General features: G+C 64.2%; 13 protein-coding genes. 11 read left to right on the forward strand and 2 right to left on the reverse strand.

The window, feature by feature from the left end; translation table 11 throughout:
- Nucleotides 1-899 (forward strand): Ig-like domain-containing protein (locus ACP150_RS17220; RefSeq protein ID WP_424967918.1); only part of this gene is annotated, 899 nt, incomplete at its 5' end.
- On the opposite strand, the gene ACP150_RS17225 is transcribed toward ACP150_RS17220, so the two are convergent.
- Together ACP150_RS17225 and ACP150_RS17230 are read right to left on the reverse strand one after the other, a co-directional pair.
- Nucleotides 896-1,612: a hypothetical protein gene (locus ACP150_RS17225; protein WP_424967919.1), complete on the reverse strand. Its 717-nt coding sequence runs from the start codon at nucleotides 1,610-1,612 to the stop codon at nucleotides 896-898. The genes ACP150_RS17220 and ACP150_RS17225 overlap by 4 nt on opposite strands.
- A 62-nt stretch (nucleotides 1,613-1,674) precedes the next feature.
- Nucleotides 1,675-2,493 carry a glycosyl transferase gene (locus tag ACP150_RS17230; protein ID WP_424967920.1) on the reverse strand — a complete coding sequence of 273 codons (819 nt, stop codon included), beginning with the start codon at nucleotides 2,491-2,493 and terminating at the stop codon, nucleotides 1,675-1,677.
- A 159-nt stretch (nucleotides 2,494-2,652) separates the two neighbouring features.
- On the opposite strand from ACP150_RS17230, the gene ACP150_RS17235 reads away from it, so the two are divergent.
- The 10 genes from ACP150_RS17235 to glgC all read left to right on the forward strand — a co-directional run bounded on the left by ACP150_RS17235 (nucleotide 2,653) and on the right by glgC (nucleotide 15,922).
- Nucleotides 2,653-3,687 (forward strand): LacI family DNA-binding transcriptional regulator, encoded by a 1,035-nt coding sequence (locus ACP150_RS17235; RefSeq protein ID WP_424967921.1) that lies wholly within the window; start codon nucleotides 2,653-2,655, stop codon nucleotides 3,685-3,687.
- Between the two features lie 112 nt (nucleotides 3,688-3,799).
- On the forward strand, nucleotides 3,800-5,107 hold the full coding sequence (locus ACP150_RS17240; RefSeq protein ID WP_424967922.1) for an ABC transporter substrate-binding protein: 1,308 nt from the start codon (nucleotides 3,800-3,802) through the stop codon (nucleotides 5,105-5,107).
- A 125-nt stretch (nucleotides 5,108-5,232) separates the two neighbouring features.
- Complete coding sequence (locus ACP150_RS17245; protein ID WP_424967923.1) at nucleotides 5,233-6,099, forward strand: carbohydrate ABC transporter permease; 867 nt, start codon at nucleotides 5,233-5,235, stop codon at nucleotides 6,097-6,099.
- A gap of 10 nt (nucleotides 6,100-6,109) precedes the next feature.
- Entirely contained in the window at nucleotides 6,110-6,940 is an 831-nt protein-coding gene (locus tag ACP150_RS17250; RefSeq protein WP_424967924.1) for a carbohydrate ABC transporter permease, read from the forward strand.
- Nucleotides 6,941-6,952: 12 nt separating this feature from the next.
- Nucleotides 6,953-7,957 (forward strand): ABC transporter ATP-binding protein, encoded by a 1,005-nt coding sequence (locus tag ACP150_RS17255; protein WP_424967925.1) that lies wholly within the window; start codon nucleotides 6,953-6,955, stop codon nucleotides 7,955-7,957.
- A complete protein-coding gene (locus tag ACP150_RS17260; RefSeq protein ID WP_424967926.1) occupies nucleotides 7,954-8,259 on the forward strand; it encodes a hypothetical protein in 306 nt (101 codons plus the stop codon). The genes ACP150_RS17255 and ACP150_RS17260 overlap by 4 nt, the downstream gene beginning before the upstream one ends.
- Complete coding sequence (locus ACP150_RS17265; protein ID WP_424967927.1) at nucleotides 8,252-9,751, forward strand: mannitol dehydrogenase family protein; 1,500 nt, start codon at nucleotides 8,252-8,254, stop codon at nucleotides 9,749-9,751. The genes ACP150_RS17260 and ACP150_RS17265 overlap by 8 nt, the downstream gene beginning before the upstream one ends.
- Nucleotides 9,752-10,045: 294 nt before the next feature.
- On the forward strand, nucleotides 10,046-12,421 hold the full coding sequence (locus tag ACP150_RS17270) for a glycogen/starch/alpha-glucan phosphorylase (protein WP_424967928.1): 2,376 nt from the start codon (nucleotides 10,046-10,048) through the stop codon (nucleotides 12,419-12,421).
- Nucleotides 12,418-14,640 (forward strand): 1,4-alpha-glucan branching protein GlgB, encoded by a 2,223-nt coding sequence (glgB, locus tag ACP150_RS17275; protein ID WP_424967930.1) that lies wholly within the window; start codon nucleotides 12,418-12,420, stop codon nucleotides 14,638-14,640. Before ACP150_RS17270 ends, glgB begins: the two co-directional genes overlap by 4 nt.
- Nucleotides 14,641-14,662: 22 nt before the next feature.
- Nucleotides 14,663-15,922, forward strand: a complete 1,260-nt coding sequence (gene glgC / locus ACP150_RS17280; protein ID WP_424967932.1) for a glucose-1-phosphate adenylyltransferase — start codon at nucleotides 14,663-14,665, stop codon at nucleotides 15,920-15,922.
- Nucleotides 15,923-15,937: the final 15 nt, after the last annotated feature.

Here is a 15,937-nt window from a genome sequence, read left to right on the forward strand (position 1 = left end):
GGGCGGGCGATGCCGCCGGGGCGCTGACCGAGGACGGGCCGGCGGATGTCACCGGCGGCCAGCTCGCCGCGAGCGATCCCGATACCGGCGCCGTGCTCAGCTGGTCGGGGGGTGCCGCCACCGCGCTTGGCGCCTTCGCGATCACCCCGGACGGGGCCTGGAGCTATACGCTCGACCCCGATGCCGCCCAGTCCCTCGCCGCGGGCCAGGAGGTCACCGAGACCACGGAGGTCACCGTCTCCGACGGGCTCGGCGGGACCGCGACCCAGACCCTGAGCGTCACCATCACCGGCACGAATGACGCGCCAAGCCTCGACCTGCCGACCATCACGGCCACGGCGGGAACCATCAATTTCGGCACGCTGACCGCCACGGATCCAGAGGGCAGTGCGGTGACCTTTGCGCTTGATACGCCCTCGACCAATGCGGATGTGGTGGTTTCGAGCAATGGCGATTATCTCTACCTGCCCGGCGCGGGGTTCGTGGGGACGGATAGTTTCAAGGTCACGGTGTCGGACCCGGATGGCGGGAGCCGCGTCGAGACGGTCACCGTTCAGGTCGCAACCTCTCTGGTCATTTCCAACGCGCCGGCCCCGGCGGCACTGAACTTGGCGGCGGTGGATCAGGTGCCCGCGCAACAGCAGGACCCGGACCTGCCTGACCTGCTGCAGGACCCGGATGGGACGGATGATGCCATTGACGCCTTGCTCGATGCAGCCTTTCCGGATGACCCGGACGCGGATCAGACGTCATCGGATGCGGGGGATACCGGCGCCGATGCCCCGGATGCAGATGCCGGAGGGGCGGATCTCTCGGACGTGTTGGGCGGGCTCGGAGATTTCGCCGATCTCGTCTCCGTACAGGACGATGTTGTGGCGACCACGACGCCCTCGGCCTAGGGGCGCGAGATCCGCAATGCCGGGCTGCGACGGATCCACCAGCCCAGCGACAACGCGAGCGCGCCCGCGCCAAGGCCCCAAGGCCAGAGCGGAGGATCCTCAGGCGCGGCCTCGGTGAGCGCGACCTGCTGACCCGGGGCCAGCACCAGCTCTTGCGCGCCGAGGGGTTTGCCCGCGTCGAAGCGGTCGATTCGGACGGTCACCGGCGCGGGAGCCTCGGCATCCAGGGCCCAGTGCAGGTCGCTCACCCCCTCGCCGCGCAGGACGAACCCGGCATAGAGATCAAGCGCGGGCCGCGCCGCCACGGGCTCGGTCGGGGTGACGCAGACCGCTGCCGCGATCGAAGCTGCAAGGGGTGTGTCGAAGGGCACCGGGCGGGCGCGCGGGTGCATGACCATACCCATGGGGGTCGCCGGGACAGCGCCCTGCCCCGTCTCGATCCCCAGTTGCGGCCAAAGCTCCGGCGCGCGCGCATCGAGCCGCGCCTTGAGCGCTGCGTAGTCCAATGCCTCCGTCTCGGACCACAGATGGTCGGGCGGCATGCCAAAGACAGGCTCCAGCAAGACCGCGTTGATCCGAAGATAGACCGTGGTCGCCATCCGGTTTTCATTGACGATAAACGTGACATCCGCCGCCCGCAGGGGCAGCGTGGCAAGGGTCAGCGCGCAGGCGAGCCAGAGGATGCGCAGAAAGGCGAGGCAGGTCCTGTCCATGCCGCAAATCATAGCCCTGATCCCGGCAAGGTCAGGCAAAATCCGCGCCAGAGGCGACGCGCCTAGTCCGGATTACCCGGGCTCTTGCCTTCCCAGGCCTCGGCGACCCACGGCGCGGGATAGAGAAACTGGCGCATGGCCTTGAGCTTTTTCTTTTGACCGAGGGCGCGTTTGAGATGCGCGAGCCGTGGCAGATGGGGCAACCGTTCCACATAGCGGCCCGCAATGGCATCGGGCGGGTTCAGGGCCCCGGCAAAGATCACAACCCGGGCATTCTTCGGCGGCTTGGGCGGCAGGAAGAAGTTCAGGGGAAAGCGCGGGATGCAATGGATCCGGAAATGCGCGACCAGGCCGCGCGGCCAGAACTTCACCCCGCCCGGGGCATTCTTAGTCACGAAATGCTGCTCGAACCGGTATTCATCGGCCACCGCCTGCGGATCGGCGGCAAACATGGCTTGCAAGGGGGCCAGAGCGCCCACGGGCATCCGGTAGATCGAGGTCTGCCCGAGCCTGTGCAGCGGCTTGGCCGGGTTGCGCGCCAGCACCACATCCTCGGGATCGCCAAACTCGAAGAACGGATCGAGCGAGCCGATGATCGCGCTGTCGAGATCGAGGAACAGGACCGGTCCCTCCAAATCCCCCAGGGTTGGGGCCCAGAGGCGGGATTTCGGCCATTGCCCGATCGTGTTCTTCGGCATGAAGCCGGGCATTTCCGGCAGATCGAAGCAATCCACCTCGGGGCGCACGCCCTCGCGCGTATCGGTGAAACACACAAAGCGGAAAGGCGGCGTCGTGTTGCGGGCCACCATCTCGTAGAGACGGTTGATATAGACCGCGCCGTATTTCGGGCCCCAGTTGATGCACATGAACTGCTTTTTCATGGGCTGGCGCTAACACCCCGCGCTGCGCAAATCAATGATCGAGCCTGCGCATCCGCCGCAACCGGGGTAAAACCTGTGCCTTGACCGACGCGCCCGGACGTTAATAGTGTAAAGCTTAGACTTTACGCGCGCTACCTTTGGCGCAAGACAGGCTGCAAGATGACGCAAAAGAAAATCCGGAACATGGAGGAGTTCGCCCGCGTCTCCGGTATCTCGCGTCCCACCCTGTCGAAATACTTCAACGATCCGGAAAGCGTCCGGGCCTCGACCCGGGTGAAGATCGAGACCGCGCTCGAGCAGCATGACTACCGCCCCAATGTCTTTGCGGTGAACCAGAACCGTCGCACCACCAAGAATATCGGCGTGGTCGTGCCGAACCTCGCGGACCCGTTCTTTTCCGAGATTGCCCGTCGGGTCGAGCTGGCCTGTCTGGAGGCCGGCTACAGCCCGATCTTGCTGAGCTCCCATGGGCGCCCGGAGATGGAGCGGGACAATCTCGAATCCCTCCGCTCGCTCAAGCCGGCCGGGGTCTTGCTGGCGCCGTTCGGACGGCGGCTGTCGGACAAGGCGGCGGTGCAGGCGTTTGGCGGGGATATCCCGCTCGTTCTGTTTGATGCGAATATGCAGGAAACCGGCGAGGCCTTTGTGGGCACGAACCACACCCAGAGCATCGACCTGATGGTGGAGTATCTCTGCCGCAGCGGCGAGCCGCCTTGCCTGTTCGAGATGAAGAACCCGACACACCCCAACGCCTTTGTCCACCGGCGCGCCTATATCGAGAGCATGGAGCAGCACGGCCAGACGCCCCATGTCTTTCAGGCCGAGGGCGGAGGCTGGAACTTCGAGGAGATCGGCTGCAGCGAGGGCGGCAGGTTGCTGGCCGAGAAGGCGTTCAACACCAACACGATCCTGTGCAGCAATGACCGCCTCGCCATCGGGATGCTCGCCGCGGCCTATCGCCTGAACATACCCGTGGGACACAGCGAAACCTGCGAGATTCGCGTGGCGGGACATGACGACCACCCGTTTTCACGCTTCACCTGCCCGCCCATGACCACGATTGCGCAGGATTACGAGGCCATCGCAAATGCCGCTGCGCGCACCCTGTTCGAGCGCATCGAGACCGGCACAACCCCCTCGGATCGTTCGGAAACTTTCTTTGACGGACGGCTCGTGATGCGCGACTCCGCCTGAGATCCAGCGTCCCGCGTATTTTTATTTTTTAACGCGCGTAAATTTTTATTGACGCAGCGCGTCCACTCCCGCTACCACTGGTTGCATCATCCAGACTGTAGGGAGGAACCGGATGTCTCTTAAAACCACGATGTATGCTGCGACGGCACTTGCGCTTGTCACGGCGACCGGCGCGTATGCCGCCGAAACCCTGACCATTGCCACGGTGAATAACGGCGACATGATCCGTATGCAGGGTCTGACCGACGATTTCACCGCCAAGACCGGGCACACGGTGGAATGGGTGACCCTCGAAGAGAACGTGCTGCGTCAGCGCGTGACCACGGATATCGCCGCAAAAGGCGGATCCTTCGACATCATGACCATCGGCATGTACGAAGCCCCGATCTGGGCCGCCAATGGCTGGCTTGTGCCCATGGATGACCTGTCCGCAGAATATGATGTGGACGACATCCTGCCGGCCATGCGCCAGGGTCTGAGCTATGACGGCACGCTCTATGCGGCACCGTTCTATGGCGAAAGCTCCATGGTCATGTATCGCACGGACCTGATGGAAAAAGCGGGTCTGGAAATGCCGGACGCGCCGACATGGGCGTTCATCCGCGAAGCGGCGGCCGCCATGACCGACCGCGAAAACGACATCAACGGCATCTGCCTGCGCGGCAAGGCCGGTTGGGGCGAAGGCGGGGCCTTCATCACCGTGACGGCGAACGCCTTTGGCGCCCGCTGGTTCGATGAGGACTGGAACGCCCAGTTCGACACGCCCCAGTGGAACGAAGCCCTCACGTTCTTCGTCGACATGATGTCCGAATCCGGCCCGGCAGGTTATGCCACCAACGGCTTCAACGAGAACCTCTCGCTGTTCCAGCAGGGCAAGTGCGGCATGTGGATCGACGCCACTGTGGCGGCGTCCTTCGTGACCAACCCCAACGACTCCGAAGTTGCGGATAAGGTCGGCTTCACCCTGGCCCCCGATACCGGCCTCGGCAAGCGGTCGAATTGGCTCTGGGCCTGGGCCCTGGCGGTTCCGGCAGGCACCCAGAAAGAGGGTGCTGCGAAGGAGTTCATCGAGTGGGCGACCTCGAAAGACTATATCGAGCTCGTGGCCGAAAACGAAGGCTGGGCCAACGTGCCTCCGGGTGCGCGGACCTCTCTCTATGAGAACCCGAACTACAAGGACATCCCCTTCGCTCAGAAGACCCTGGAGTCCATCCTGGCAGCCGACCCCAACAACCCGACCGTTGATCCGGTTCCTTATGTTGGTGTCCAGTTCGCCGCGATCCCCGAATTTGCCGGGATTGCCACCGAAGTGAGCCAGGAATTCTCCGCCGTCTATGCCGGTCAGCAGACCGTCGAAGAGGCCCTTGAGAAGGCTCAGGCCATCACCAACGACGCGATGGAAGCCGCGGGCTACCGCTAAGCGCTCCTCCCCCGCCCGGGGGGCACGCCAACTGCGTGCGCTGCCCCCCGGGCCCCTTCTTTTCTCTCAAAATTCCGGATCCTGTATAGATAGCCTCACGGCGATCAACAGAGGAGGTATGCCCAATGGCAACCCAACACTCCCGGTCAGCGGCGCGTCTTATGATGATGCCTGCGGTCGTCCTGCTCCTTGGCTGGATGCTCGTGCCCCTGATCATGACCCTGATGTTTTCCTTCAAACAGTACTTGCCGCTGCGGGGCGGCGATCTGGGCTGGGTCGGATTTGACAACTATGTCCGATTTGTAAGCTCAAGCGCCTTCTGGCCCTCGGTGATCGCCACATTGACGATCGTGGGCGGCGTTTTGTTGATAACGATTGTTTTCGGTATTCTTCTGGCCATCCTGCTCAACCAGCCCATGTGGGGCCAGGGTGTGGTCCGGATCCTCGTGATCGCACCGTTCTTCGTGATGCCCACCGTCTCGGCGCTGGTCTGGAAGAACATGTTCATGGACCCGACCAACGGCCTGTTTGCCCATCTCTGGCGATTTTTCGGAGCCGAGCCGGTCTCATGGCTATCCGAAGCCTCGATGACCTCGATCATCATGATCGTCTCCTGGCAGTGGCTGCCTTTCGCGACGCTCATCCTGCTCACGGCGATCCAGTCCCTGGACAGCGAGCAACTCGAGGCCGCGGAAATGGACGGCGCCCCGCCGCTCAAGCGCTTCGCCTTCATCACGTTGCCGCATCTCAGCCGCGCCATCACGATTGTTCTGCTGATCCAGACGATCTTCCTGCTGGCTGTCTTTGCCGAGATCTTCGTGACCACGGGCGGTGCCTTCGGAACCCGGACGCTCACCTACCTGATCTTCCAGCGTGTGCTTGAAAGTCAGAATGTCGGATTGGGCTCAGCCGGTGGCGTATACGCAATCATTCTCGCCAATATCGTTGCCATCTTCCTGATGCGCATCGTCGGCAAGAACCTGGACGCGTGAGGAGGACATCATGGCCCGCGCAGTTACTCAACAACGCAAGATGATCAACACCGCCTTTGCCTGGGGCATTGGCCTGCTGATCTTCTTTCCCATCCTCTGGACCATCCTCACCAGCTTCAAGACCGAGGCGACCGCGATTGCGGATCCCCCCGTGTTCCTGGCCTTTGACTGGACAATGGAGAACTACACGGCGGTTCTCGAACGGTCGAATTACGCCAAGTTCCTGTGGAACTCGATCATCATCGCTGGGGGATCGACCATCCTTGGCATCATCGTCGCGGTTCCGGCCGCATGGTCCATGGCCTTCGTGCCGTCCAAGCGGACCAAGGACATCCTGCTCTGGATGCTCTCGACCAAGATGTTGCCGGCGGTGGGTGTGCTCTACCCGATCTACCTGATCTGCATCAATCTGGGACTTCTGGACAGCCGTGTGGCGCTGGTCGTCATCCTGATGCTGATGAACCTGCCGATCATCGTGTGGATGCTCTATACCTACTTCAAGGAGATCCCCGGCGAGATCCTCGAGGCCGCCCGCATGGACGGCGCGTCGCTGAAGGAGGAAATCCTCTACGTTCTCACCCCCATGGCCATTCCCGGGATTGCGTCAACGCTTCTGTTGAACTTCATCCTGGCCTGGAACGAAGCGTTCTGGACCCTCAACCTCACGGCGGCCAATGCGGCGCCTCTGACAGCCTTCATTGCGAGCTATTCCAGCCCCGAAGGCCTGTTCTTCGCCAAACTCAGCGCGGCCTCGACCATGGCTATCGCGCCGATCCTCATCCTCGGCTGGTTCAGCCAGAAACAACTCGTCAGCGGCCTGACCTTCGGCGCTGTGAAATAAGGAACCTGACCTATGGGACAAATTCAGCTTAACCAAGTGACCAAAAGCTTCGGTGACGTTCAGGTCATTCCGCCTCTGGACCTCACCATCGAAGACGGCGAGTTCACGGTCTTCGTCGGGCCCTCGGGCTGCGGGAAATCCACCCTTCTGCGTCTGATCGCGGGACTCGAGGACATCACCACCGGGCATATCGCCATCGATGGCAATGACGCCACGGATGTGCCCCCGGCGAAACGTGGCCTGGCCATGGTGTTCCAGTCCTATGCGCTCTACCCGCATATGTCGGTGCGCAAGAACATCGCCTTCCCGATGAAGATGGCCGGGATCGACGAGGCCGAGCAGGAGCGCCGGATCTCGTCCGCGGCCAAGGCCCTGAACCTCACGGACTACCTGGAGCGTCGCCCCGGGCAGCTCTCCGGGGGTCAGCGCCAGCGGGTCGCCATTGGCCGGGCCATCGTCCGCGAACCGGCCGCCTTCCTCTTCGACGAACCGCTGTCGAACCTCGACGCGGCCCTGCGGGTGGGGATGCGGCTGGAGATCTCGGAGCTTCACGAGCGTCTGAAGACCACGATGATCTACGTGACCCACGATCAGGTCGAGGCGATGACCATGGCCGACAAGATCGTCGTGCTGCGCGCCGGCCATATCGAGCAGGTGGGCTCCCCGCTGGAGCTCTATCACAGCCCGCGCAACAAGTTCGTGGCCGGCTTCATCGGGTCCCCGAAGATGAACATCATCGACGGTCCCGAGGCCCAGAAGCACGACGCCACGAGCATCGGCATCCGCCCCGAGCATACGGATGTCAGCACGACCGAAGGCTTGTGGGAAGGCCGCGTGGGCGTGGCCGAGCATCTGGGATCGGACACCTTCATCCACGTCCATGATACCGGGCTCGCGGATATGGTGACCGTGCGGATCACCGGCGATATCCAGGTCAAGCATGGCGACAAGATCTTCCTGTCGCCGCAGATGGACAAGCTCCACCGTTTCGATGCGCAGGGCCTGAGGATCGCATGACCGCCCTCGCCGGAACATCGGCGATGACCACAGGCTCCGCCCGGATTTCCGGGCGGGCCTTTGGCGCGACATCCCTGCGTGACAGGACCCTCCGGGGTCTCGCCGAGACCGCAGCGATCGCGCAGACCGCCCGGGCGCCTAGCGTCCGGGCCATCGCCGTCCCGTTGACCGCCGCCAAGCCCGTCAACGCCGCGACCACGCCCGCCCTGCGCGCGCGTGGTCTTGACCTCCGCCCCTCTCTTGCGCGCCGCGCGGGCCGGGTCGGACCCTCTGAACACGCCAGGAGGATCTCGGATGACTGACCTGATCCCCCTGTCCAACAAGACGCTGGACCGGATCCCGATCCCGCACCCGACCTATGATCGCAGCCAGCTGACCCCCGGCATCGTGCATATCGGTGTCGGCAATTTCCACCGCGCCCATCAGGCCTGGTATCTGCACCGGCTGATGGAACAGGGGCGCGCCCATGACTGGGCGATCCTCGGCGCGGGTGTGCGGCCCTATGATGCGGCCATGCGCGAGCGTCTGCTGGCGCAGGACTGCCTGACGACGCTGATCGCGCTCGATCCCGGCAGCGTCTCGGCCGAGGTGATCGGTCCGATGATCGACTACCTTCCCATCGAGGAGGATCACGGCGCGCTGATCGCGGCCATGGCGGACCCCGCCACCCGGATCGTCGCCCTGACCGTGACCGAGAGCGGGTATTTCGTCGATCCCGTCACCAAGGGGTTCGACGAGGCCAATCCCGAGATCCAGCACGATGCGGCCCATCCGGACGCGCCGCGCACGGCCTTCGGGGCCATGGTCAAGGCGCTCAGGCTCCGCCGTGCGGCGGGGATTGGTCCCTTCACCGGGCTGAGTTGCGACAACCTGCAGGGCAATGGCGCGATCCTGCGCCAGACGGTGGTCTCGCTGGCGCGGCTTTCGGATCTGGAGCTGGCGGAGTGGATCGATGCCATGGGGAGCTTTCCGAACTCCATGGTCGATTGCATCGCACCGGCCACGGGCCCGACCGAACGCGCGCTTTGTGCCGATCTCGGGATCGCCGATGCCGCCCCGGTCACCCACGAGACCTTTCGTCAATGGGTGATCGAGGATGACTTCTGCGCCGGGCGGCCCGATTGGGACAAGGTCGGGGCCACCTTCTCGGATGATGTCCACGCCTATGAGACCATGAAGATCCGCATCCTCAATGCCGGTCATCAGGTGCTCGCAAATGCCGGAGAGCTTCTGGGGCTGGAGACCATCGCGGACTGCATGGCCGATCCGCTGGTCCGGGGGCTCTTTGCCCGGGTTCAGGCCGAGGAGATCACTCCCACGGTCCATCCCGTGCCCGGCACCACGCCCCAGGCCTATGCCGAGCTGATCACCGCGCGCTTCGCCAATCCACGGATCGTCGACACGACCCGGCGCGTGGCCTTTGACGGCTCGGCGCGGCACACGGGGTTCGTGCTGCCGATCCTGCGCGATCAACTGGCGCGCGGGGGCTCGGTCACCGGGCTTGCCCTGGTCGAGGCGCTCTGGGCGCGGATGTGCGCGGGGCACCGGGAGGATGGCAGCGAGATCGCCGCCAATGATCCCGCCTGGGACGAGCTCAACGCAGCCGCCTTGGCGGCGCGCGACCGGCCCATGGCCTGGCTCGAACAGGCCCGGCTCTATGGGGATCTGAAGGACCAACCCGCCTTTGCCGAGGCCTTTGCGGGCTGGCTGCAGGCGCTCTGGACCGAAGGGACCACCGCCGCGCTGACCCGCTATGTCGGCCCCGATCAACGGGCCGCGCAGGGCGGCGGCTAGGCGAGATCGGCGGTGCCGTGGGGGCTGGCCTTGGGCCGGTCCCAGGCCCGCCCCGAAAACGTGCGCGGGGTGCCGCAAGCATCCCGCGAACATGTCACAATCACGGGCCACAGACAGGGCCAAAGACTGGGCCACACATAGCGCGCGCGCCCCATTCCAACGGGTCCGGCCCGCCCCTGCCGAGGGCGACAAGGGTTCTAGGCGCGCGCTCGAAGGTCAGGTATAGGGGAACTGCTAGCGCTAACGCATTCAGCGACGCACCTGCCCCGTGAGCAACAAGGCGATGACACTCCCATGAAAGACGATATCCTCAAAGAGCTGCGCTATGCCCTGGGCAAGGACGCCGCGCATGCCTCGCCCTATGATTGGCGCATGGCCCTGTCGCTGGTGCTGCGCAACCGCTTGGTGGACACTTGGATCGACAGCACACAAGAGACCTATGCCCTTGGCACGAAACGGGTCTATTACCTGTCGATGGAGTTCCTGATCGGACGGCTGATCGAGGATATGATCTCCAATCTCGGGCTTGAGGACGCGGCCCGCCGCGCGATGGAGGATCTGGGTCAGGATTACGACGCGATCGTCCATGACGAGCCCGATGCGGCGCTCGGCAATGGCGGTCTGGGACGGCTCGCGGCCTGTTTCATGGATTCGCTCGCGACCCTCGGCCTGCCGGCCTATGGCTATGGCATCCGCTATGAGCATGGCCTTTTCGAGCAGAGCTTTGTCGGCGGCGAACAGGCCGAGAAGCCCGAGACCTGGCTGAGCCAGCGCCACGCCTGGGAATTCGAGCGCCCGGAGGTGACCCACAAGATCTGCTTTGGCGGCCATGTGACCCATGACGCCGGGCAGGCCCATTGGCATCCGGGCGAGGTCGTGCTGGCCACCGCCTATGATACGCCGATCATTGGCTGGCAGGGGGCTTGGGGCAACACGCTGCGCCTGTGGTCGGCCACCTCCGCCGGGGAGTTCGATCTCGACAGTTTCAACCGGGGCGACTACCTCGCCGCGAACCGGTCCGAGGCGCTGGCGCGGACGATCTCGCGGGTGCTCTACCCCGATGACACGACCGACAATGGCAAGGAATTGCGCCTCAAGCAGGAGTATTTCTTCACCGCCGCCTCGATCATGGACCTGCTGCGCCGCTACCTGAGCGACCATGACGACCTGCGCGCCCTGCCCGACCATGTGGCGATCCAGCTCAACGACACCCACCCGGCCATTGCCGGGCCCGAGCTTGTGCGGATGCTGGTGGATGTCCATGGCCTGCCCATGGCCGAGGGCATTGCACTGGCGCGCCGCTGTCTCGCCTATACCAACCACACCCTTCTGCCCGAAGCGCTGGAGCGCTGGAGCGAGGACCTGCTCGGGCGCACCCTGCCCCGGCATCTCGAGATCATCCGCGTGATCGAGGACACCCAGCAGGCCGAGAACCCCGGCAGCCCCCGCATCCTCGAGCATGGGGATGTGCGCATGGGCGAGCTGGCCTTCATCATGGCGCACAAGGTCAACGGGGTCTCGGCCCTCCATACGGAGCTGGTGAAAGAGACCGTCTTTGCGGATCTGCACCGGATCCACCCGACGCGGATCATCAACCAGACCAACGGGATCACCCCGCGCCGCTGGCTCCATGGCTGCAATCCCGGCCTGCGCGACCTGATCACTGAGGAGCTTGGCACCGGTTGGGTCGCCGATCTCGAACAGCTCAGCAGCCTCAAGGACAAGCGGTCCGACCCGGCCTTCGTCAGCGCCTTCATGGCCGCCAAGCGCGCGAACAAGGTGCAGTTGTCGAACTGGATCGCCGAGACCTGCGGGATCGATGTGAACCCGGACGCCCTGTTCGACGTGCAGATCAAGCGGATCCACGAGTACAAGCGGCAGCTCATGAACCTTCTGGAGACGGTCGCGCTCTGGTCCGAGATGCGCGACGATCCCAATGCGGGCTGGACCCCACGGGTCAAGATCTTTGGCGGCAAGGCGGCCCCGGGCTATGCCATGGCCAAGGAGATCATCCGCCTGATCAACGATGTGGGCGCGGTGGTAAATGCCGACCCGGTGACCGGCGACATGCTCAAGCTGGTTTATCCGCCGAACTACAACGTCACCATGGCCGAGCGCCTGATCCCGGCGGCGGACCTGTCCGAGCAGATCTCGACTGCGGGCAAGGAGGCCTCGGGCACGGGCAACATGAAGTTCGCCCTGAACGGCGCGCTGACCATCGGCACGCTGGATGGCGCGAATGTGGAGATCCGCGAGCATGTGGGATCGGAGAACTTCTTCCTCTTTGGCCTGACCGCGAGCGAGGTCGTGGCGCGCCGCCAGCAGCCGGGCTTCTCGCGCGCAGCGATCGAGGCGAGCCCGCGCCTGCAACGGGTGCTGGGTCAGATCTACGAGGGGGTGTTCTCGCCGGACGAGCCGCACCGTTATCACGGGCTGGTCGGCATGCTCTATGACCACGACCATTTCCTCGTGACCTGCGATTTCGACGATTACTACGACACCCAGCGCCGCGTGGATGTGGTCTACCGCACCCCGCAGGCCTGGTCCGCCATGGCCGTGACCAATACCGCAAGCATGGGCTGGTTCTCGTCCGACCGAACCATCCAGGGCTATGCGCGCGACATCTGGAAAGCCGCACCGCCGCGCTCGGCGCTTGAGAAATCCGCATGACCTCCACGACTGCTCTGACCCCTCCCGCCGCGGCGGAGGCTCTGGTGGCGGGCCGTCATGGCGATCCCTTCGCCGTGCTGGGCCTGCATGATCTGGATGGAAAACTCGTGCTGCGCGCCCTGCGCCCCGAGGCGGACGGGGTCGAAGTACTCGACGCCAAGACCGGGCGACGCCTTGCCGGGCTGAGCCCGGTAACCGGCGCGCCGGGGCTGTTCGAGGGGGTGATCCCGCGCCGCAAGAAGCGGTTCGCCTACCGGCTGCGCATGACCCGGGGCGCGGATACCTGGGAAGAGCGGGACGCCTATGCCCATGGCCCGCGACTGGGCGAGATGGACGAATACCTGCTGGGCGAAGGCACCCATAACGCCCTGTGGAAAGCGCTTGGCGCCCATGTCGGCCCCCATGAGGGCGTGCCCGGCACCCATTTTGCCGTCTGGGCCCCGAACGCGTCGCGCGTCTCGGTGGTCGGGGATTTCAACGGCTGGGACGGGCGGCGCCATGTGATGCGCCGTCGCGGGGCCACCGGCGTGCATGAAATCTTTGTGCCCGATCTCGGCGATGGCGCGGTCTATAAATACGAGGTGCTGGATCAGCACGGCAACCTGCTGCCGCTCAAGGCGGACCCGGTCGGGTTCGGGGCCGAACTGCCGCCGAAGACCGCCTCGGTCGTGCGCGACCTGAACAGCTATGACTGGTCCGATGGCGGCTGGATGCAGCGCCGTGGCGCGCGTCAGAAGATCGACCAGCCGATCTCGATCTACGAGGTGCATCTGGAAAGCTGGCGCCGCGTGCCCGAGGAGGGCAACCGCCCCCTGACCTATCGCGAACTGGCCGATCAGCTTGTGACCTATGCGCAGGAGATGGGCTTCACCCATCTCGAGCTGACCCCGATCTCGGAATACCCGTTTGGCGGCTCCTGGGGCTATCAGCCCGTGGGTCTCTTCGCGCCGACCTCGCGGTTCGGCACGCCCGATGACTTCCGTGCCTTTGTCGAGGCCTGCCATGCGGCCGATCTCGGCGTTCTCATCGACTGGGTGCCCGGGCACTTTCCGACCGATGCTCACGGGCTCGGTCAGTTCGATGGCACCCCTCTCTATGAGCATGCGGATCCCAAGGAAGGGTATCACCCGGACTGGAACACGCTGGTCTACAATTACGGTCGCACCGAGGTGCAGAACTTCCTGATCGCCAATGCCCGCTACTGGTTCGAAGAGTTCCATATCGACGGGCTGCGGGTCGATGCCGTCGCCTCGATGCTCTATCGCGACTATTCCCGCAAGGAGGGCGAATGGGTCCCCAACAAGGATGGCGGGCGCGAGAACCTCGAGGCGATCGCCTTTCTGCAGCGGATGAACGAGGTGGTCTATGCCGCCGATGACAGTATCCTGACCGCCGCCGAGGAAAGCACCGCCTTTCCGGGCGTGAGCGCGCCGACGGATACGGGCGGTCTGGGCTTCGGGTTCAAGTGGAACATGGGGTGGATGAACGACACCCTGCGCTACATGGGCGAAGACCCGATCAACCGCAAATACCACCACGACAAGATGACCTTCGGGCTGCATTACGCCTTCACCGAGAACTTCATCCTGCCGCTCAGCCATGACGAAGTGGTCCATGGCAAGGGCTCTCTGCTGGGCCGGATGCCCGGCGATGACTGGCAGCGTTTCGCCAATCTGCGGACCTATTTCGGCTTCATGTACGGCCATCCGGGCAAGAAGCTGATCTTCATGGGCGGCGAGTTCGGTCAGGCCAAGGAATGGAACAACGAGACCAGCCTCGACTGGCACCTGCTGGAGGATCCGCTCCATGCCGGGATGCAGGCCTGGCTGCGGGACCTCAACCGGGTCTATGCGGCGATGCCCGCGCTGTTCCAGAAGGATAGCAGCCCCGAGGGGTTCCAGTGGATCGATGGCGGCAACGCGGCGGATTCGATCTTTTCCTGGGTCCGCATGGGCAATGCGGGCACGGCCCCGGTGCTCGTGCTGAGCAATTTCACACCGGTCCCGCGCACGGGCTTCCGCATCGGCGTGCCCGAGGCCGGGCACTGGGCCGAGCGGCTGAACTCGGACGCGGCAGAGTATGGCGGCAGCGGCATGGGCACCCCCGGGGGCGCCACCGCAGACCCGGTCCCGGCCCATGGCTGCGACCACTCGATCGAGATCACAATACCACCACTGGCAACGGTGTTTTACGAATGGACCGGCGCGGCAACGCGCTGACGCGGCATTAGGGGAGGACGCGATGGAACAGGACAGATTTCGCCTGGCACAACAGACAATGGCCTATGTGTTGGCCGGGGGACGGGGCAGCCGGCTGAAGGAAATGACCGATATACGGGCCAAACCGGCCGTGTATTTCGGGGGCAAGACGCGGATCATCGACTTCGCGCTTTCGAACGCGGTCAATTCCGGCATCCGGCGCATCGGTGTCGCGACCCAGTACAAGGCCCATAGCCTGATCCGGCACATGCAGCGCGGCTGGAGCTTTTTCCGCGCCGAGCGCAACGAGAGCCTCGATATCCTGCCCGCTTCGCAGCAGCTGGACGAGGACAACTGGTACAAGGGCACCGCCGATGCGGTCACCCAGAATATCAAGATCATCAACGGCTATGACCCGAAATACGTCCTGATCCTCGCCGGGGACCATATCTACAAGCAGGACTATTCCTTCATGATCGAGGAGCATGTGCGCTCCGGCGCGCAGGTCACCGTAGGGTGTATCGCCGTGCCCCGCGAAGAGGCCAGGGGCTTTGGCGTCATGGCCGTGGACGAGACCGACAAGATCCTCGAATTCGTCGAGAAGCCCGCCGATCCCCCGCCCATGCCCGGCGATCCGACCAAAGCGCTGGCCAGCATGGGGATCTATGTCTTCGAGGCCGAGTACCTCTATGAGGTGTTGGGCGAGGACGCAAAGAACCCCGACTCCAGCAATGATTTCGGCACCGATATCATCCCCAAGATCGTGGCCGCAGGCGGCGCGCGGGCGCATCCCTTCAGCCGCTCCTGCGTGATGTCCGGGCTCGAGACCGAGCCCTATTGGCGCGATGTGGGGACGATCGACGCCTATTGGCAGGCCAATATCGACCTGACGGATTTCAAGCCCGAGCTCGATATCTATGCCACGGACTGGCCGATCTGGACCTATTCCGAACTGACGGCCCCGGCCAAGTTCATCCATAACGAGGAAGGCCGTCGCGGACAGGCGGTCTCGTCCATGGTGTCGGGGGGCTGCATCATCTCGGGCTCGTCCCTGTTCCGCTGCCTGCTTTTCACCGGGGTGAAAACCCATTCCTATGCGCAGCTCGAAGGCGTGGTCGCCCTGCCCTATGCAAAGGTCGGACGCCGCGCCTACCTCAAGAACGTGATCCTCGACCGGGGCGTGGAAATCCCCGCCGGGCTGATCGTCGGCGAGGACCCCGAGCTCGACGCCAAGCGGTTCCGCCGCTCGGAAAACGGGATCTGCCTGATCACCCAGGACATGATCGACAAACTGGAAAGCTGACGACCCAAGATGGCT

Source organism: Dinoroseobacter sp. S375 (assembly GCF_049800775.1).
Classification (GTDB): domain Bacteria; phylum Pseudomonadota; class Alphaproteobacteria; order Rhodobacterales; family Rhodobacteraceae; genus Dinoroseobacter.

Bases quoted from the DNA above. Each gene is read 5' to 3' on its own strand.
- ACP150_RS17225 (WP_424967919.1), bottom strand. From the start codon at position 1,612: ATGGACAGGACCTGCCTCGCCTTTCTGCGCATCCTCTGGCTCGCCTGC.
- ACP150_RS17230 (WP_424967920.1), bottom strand. From the start codon at position 2,493: ATGAAAAAGCAGTTCATGTGCATCAACTGGGGCCCGAAATACGGCGCG.
- ACP150_RS17235 (WP_424967921.1), top strand. From the start codon at position 2,653: ATGACGCAAAAGAAAATCCGGAACATGGAGGAGTTCGCCCGCGTCTCC.
- ACP150_RS17240 (WP_424967922.1), top strand. From the start codon at position 3,800: ATGTCTCTTAAAACCACGATGTATGCTGCGACGGCACTTGCGCTTGTC.
- ACP150_RS17245 (WP_424967923.1), top strand. From the start codon at position 5,233: ATGGCAACCCAACACTCCCGGTCAGCGGCGCGTCTTATGATGATGCCT.
- ACP150_RS17250 (WP_424967924.1), top strand. From the start codon at position 6,110: ATGGCCCGCGCAGTTACTCAACAACGCAAGATGATCAACACCGCCTTT.
- ACP150_RS17255 (WP_424967925.1), top strand. From the start codon at position 6,953: ATGGGACAAATTCAGCTTAACCAAGTGACCAAAAGCTTCGGTGACGTT.
- ACP150_RS17260 (WP_424967926.1), top strand. From the start codon at position 7,954: ATGACCGCCCTCGCCGGAACATCGGCGATGACCACAGGCTCCGCCCGG.
- ACP150_RS17265 (WP_424967927.1), top strand. From the start codon at position 8,252: ATGACTGACCTGATCCCCCTGTCCAACAAGACGCTGGACCGGATCCCG.
- ACP150_RS17270 (WP_424967928.1), top strand. From the start codon at position 10,046: ATGAAAGACGATATCCTCAAAGAGCTGCGCTATGCCCTGGGCAAGGAC.
- glgB (WP_424967930.1), top strand. From the start codon at position 12,418: ATGACCTCCACGACTGCTCTGACCCCTCCCGCCGCGGCGGAGGCTCTG.
- glgC (WP_424967932.1), top strand. From the start codon at position 14,663: ATGGAACAGGACAGATTTCGCCTGGCACAACAGACAATGGCCTATGTG.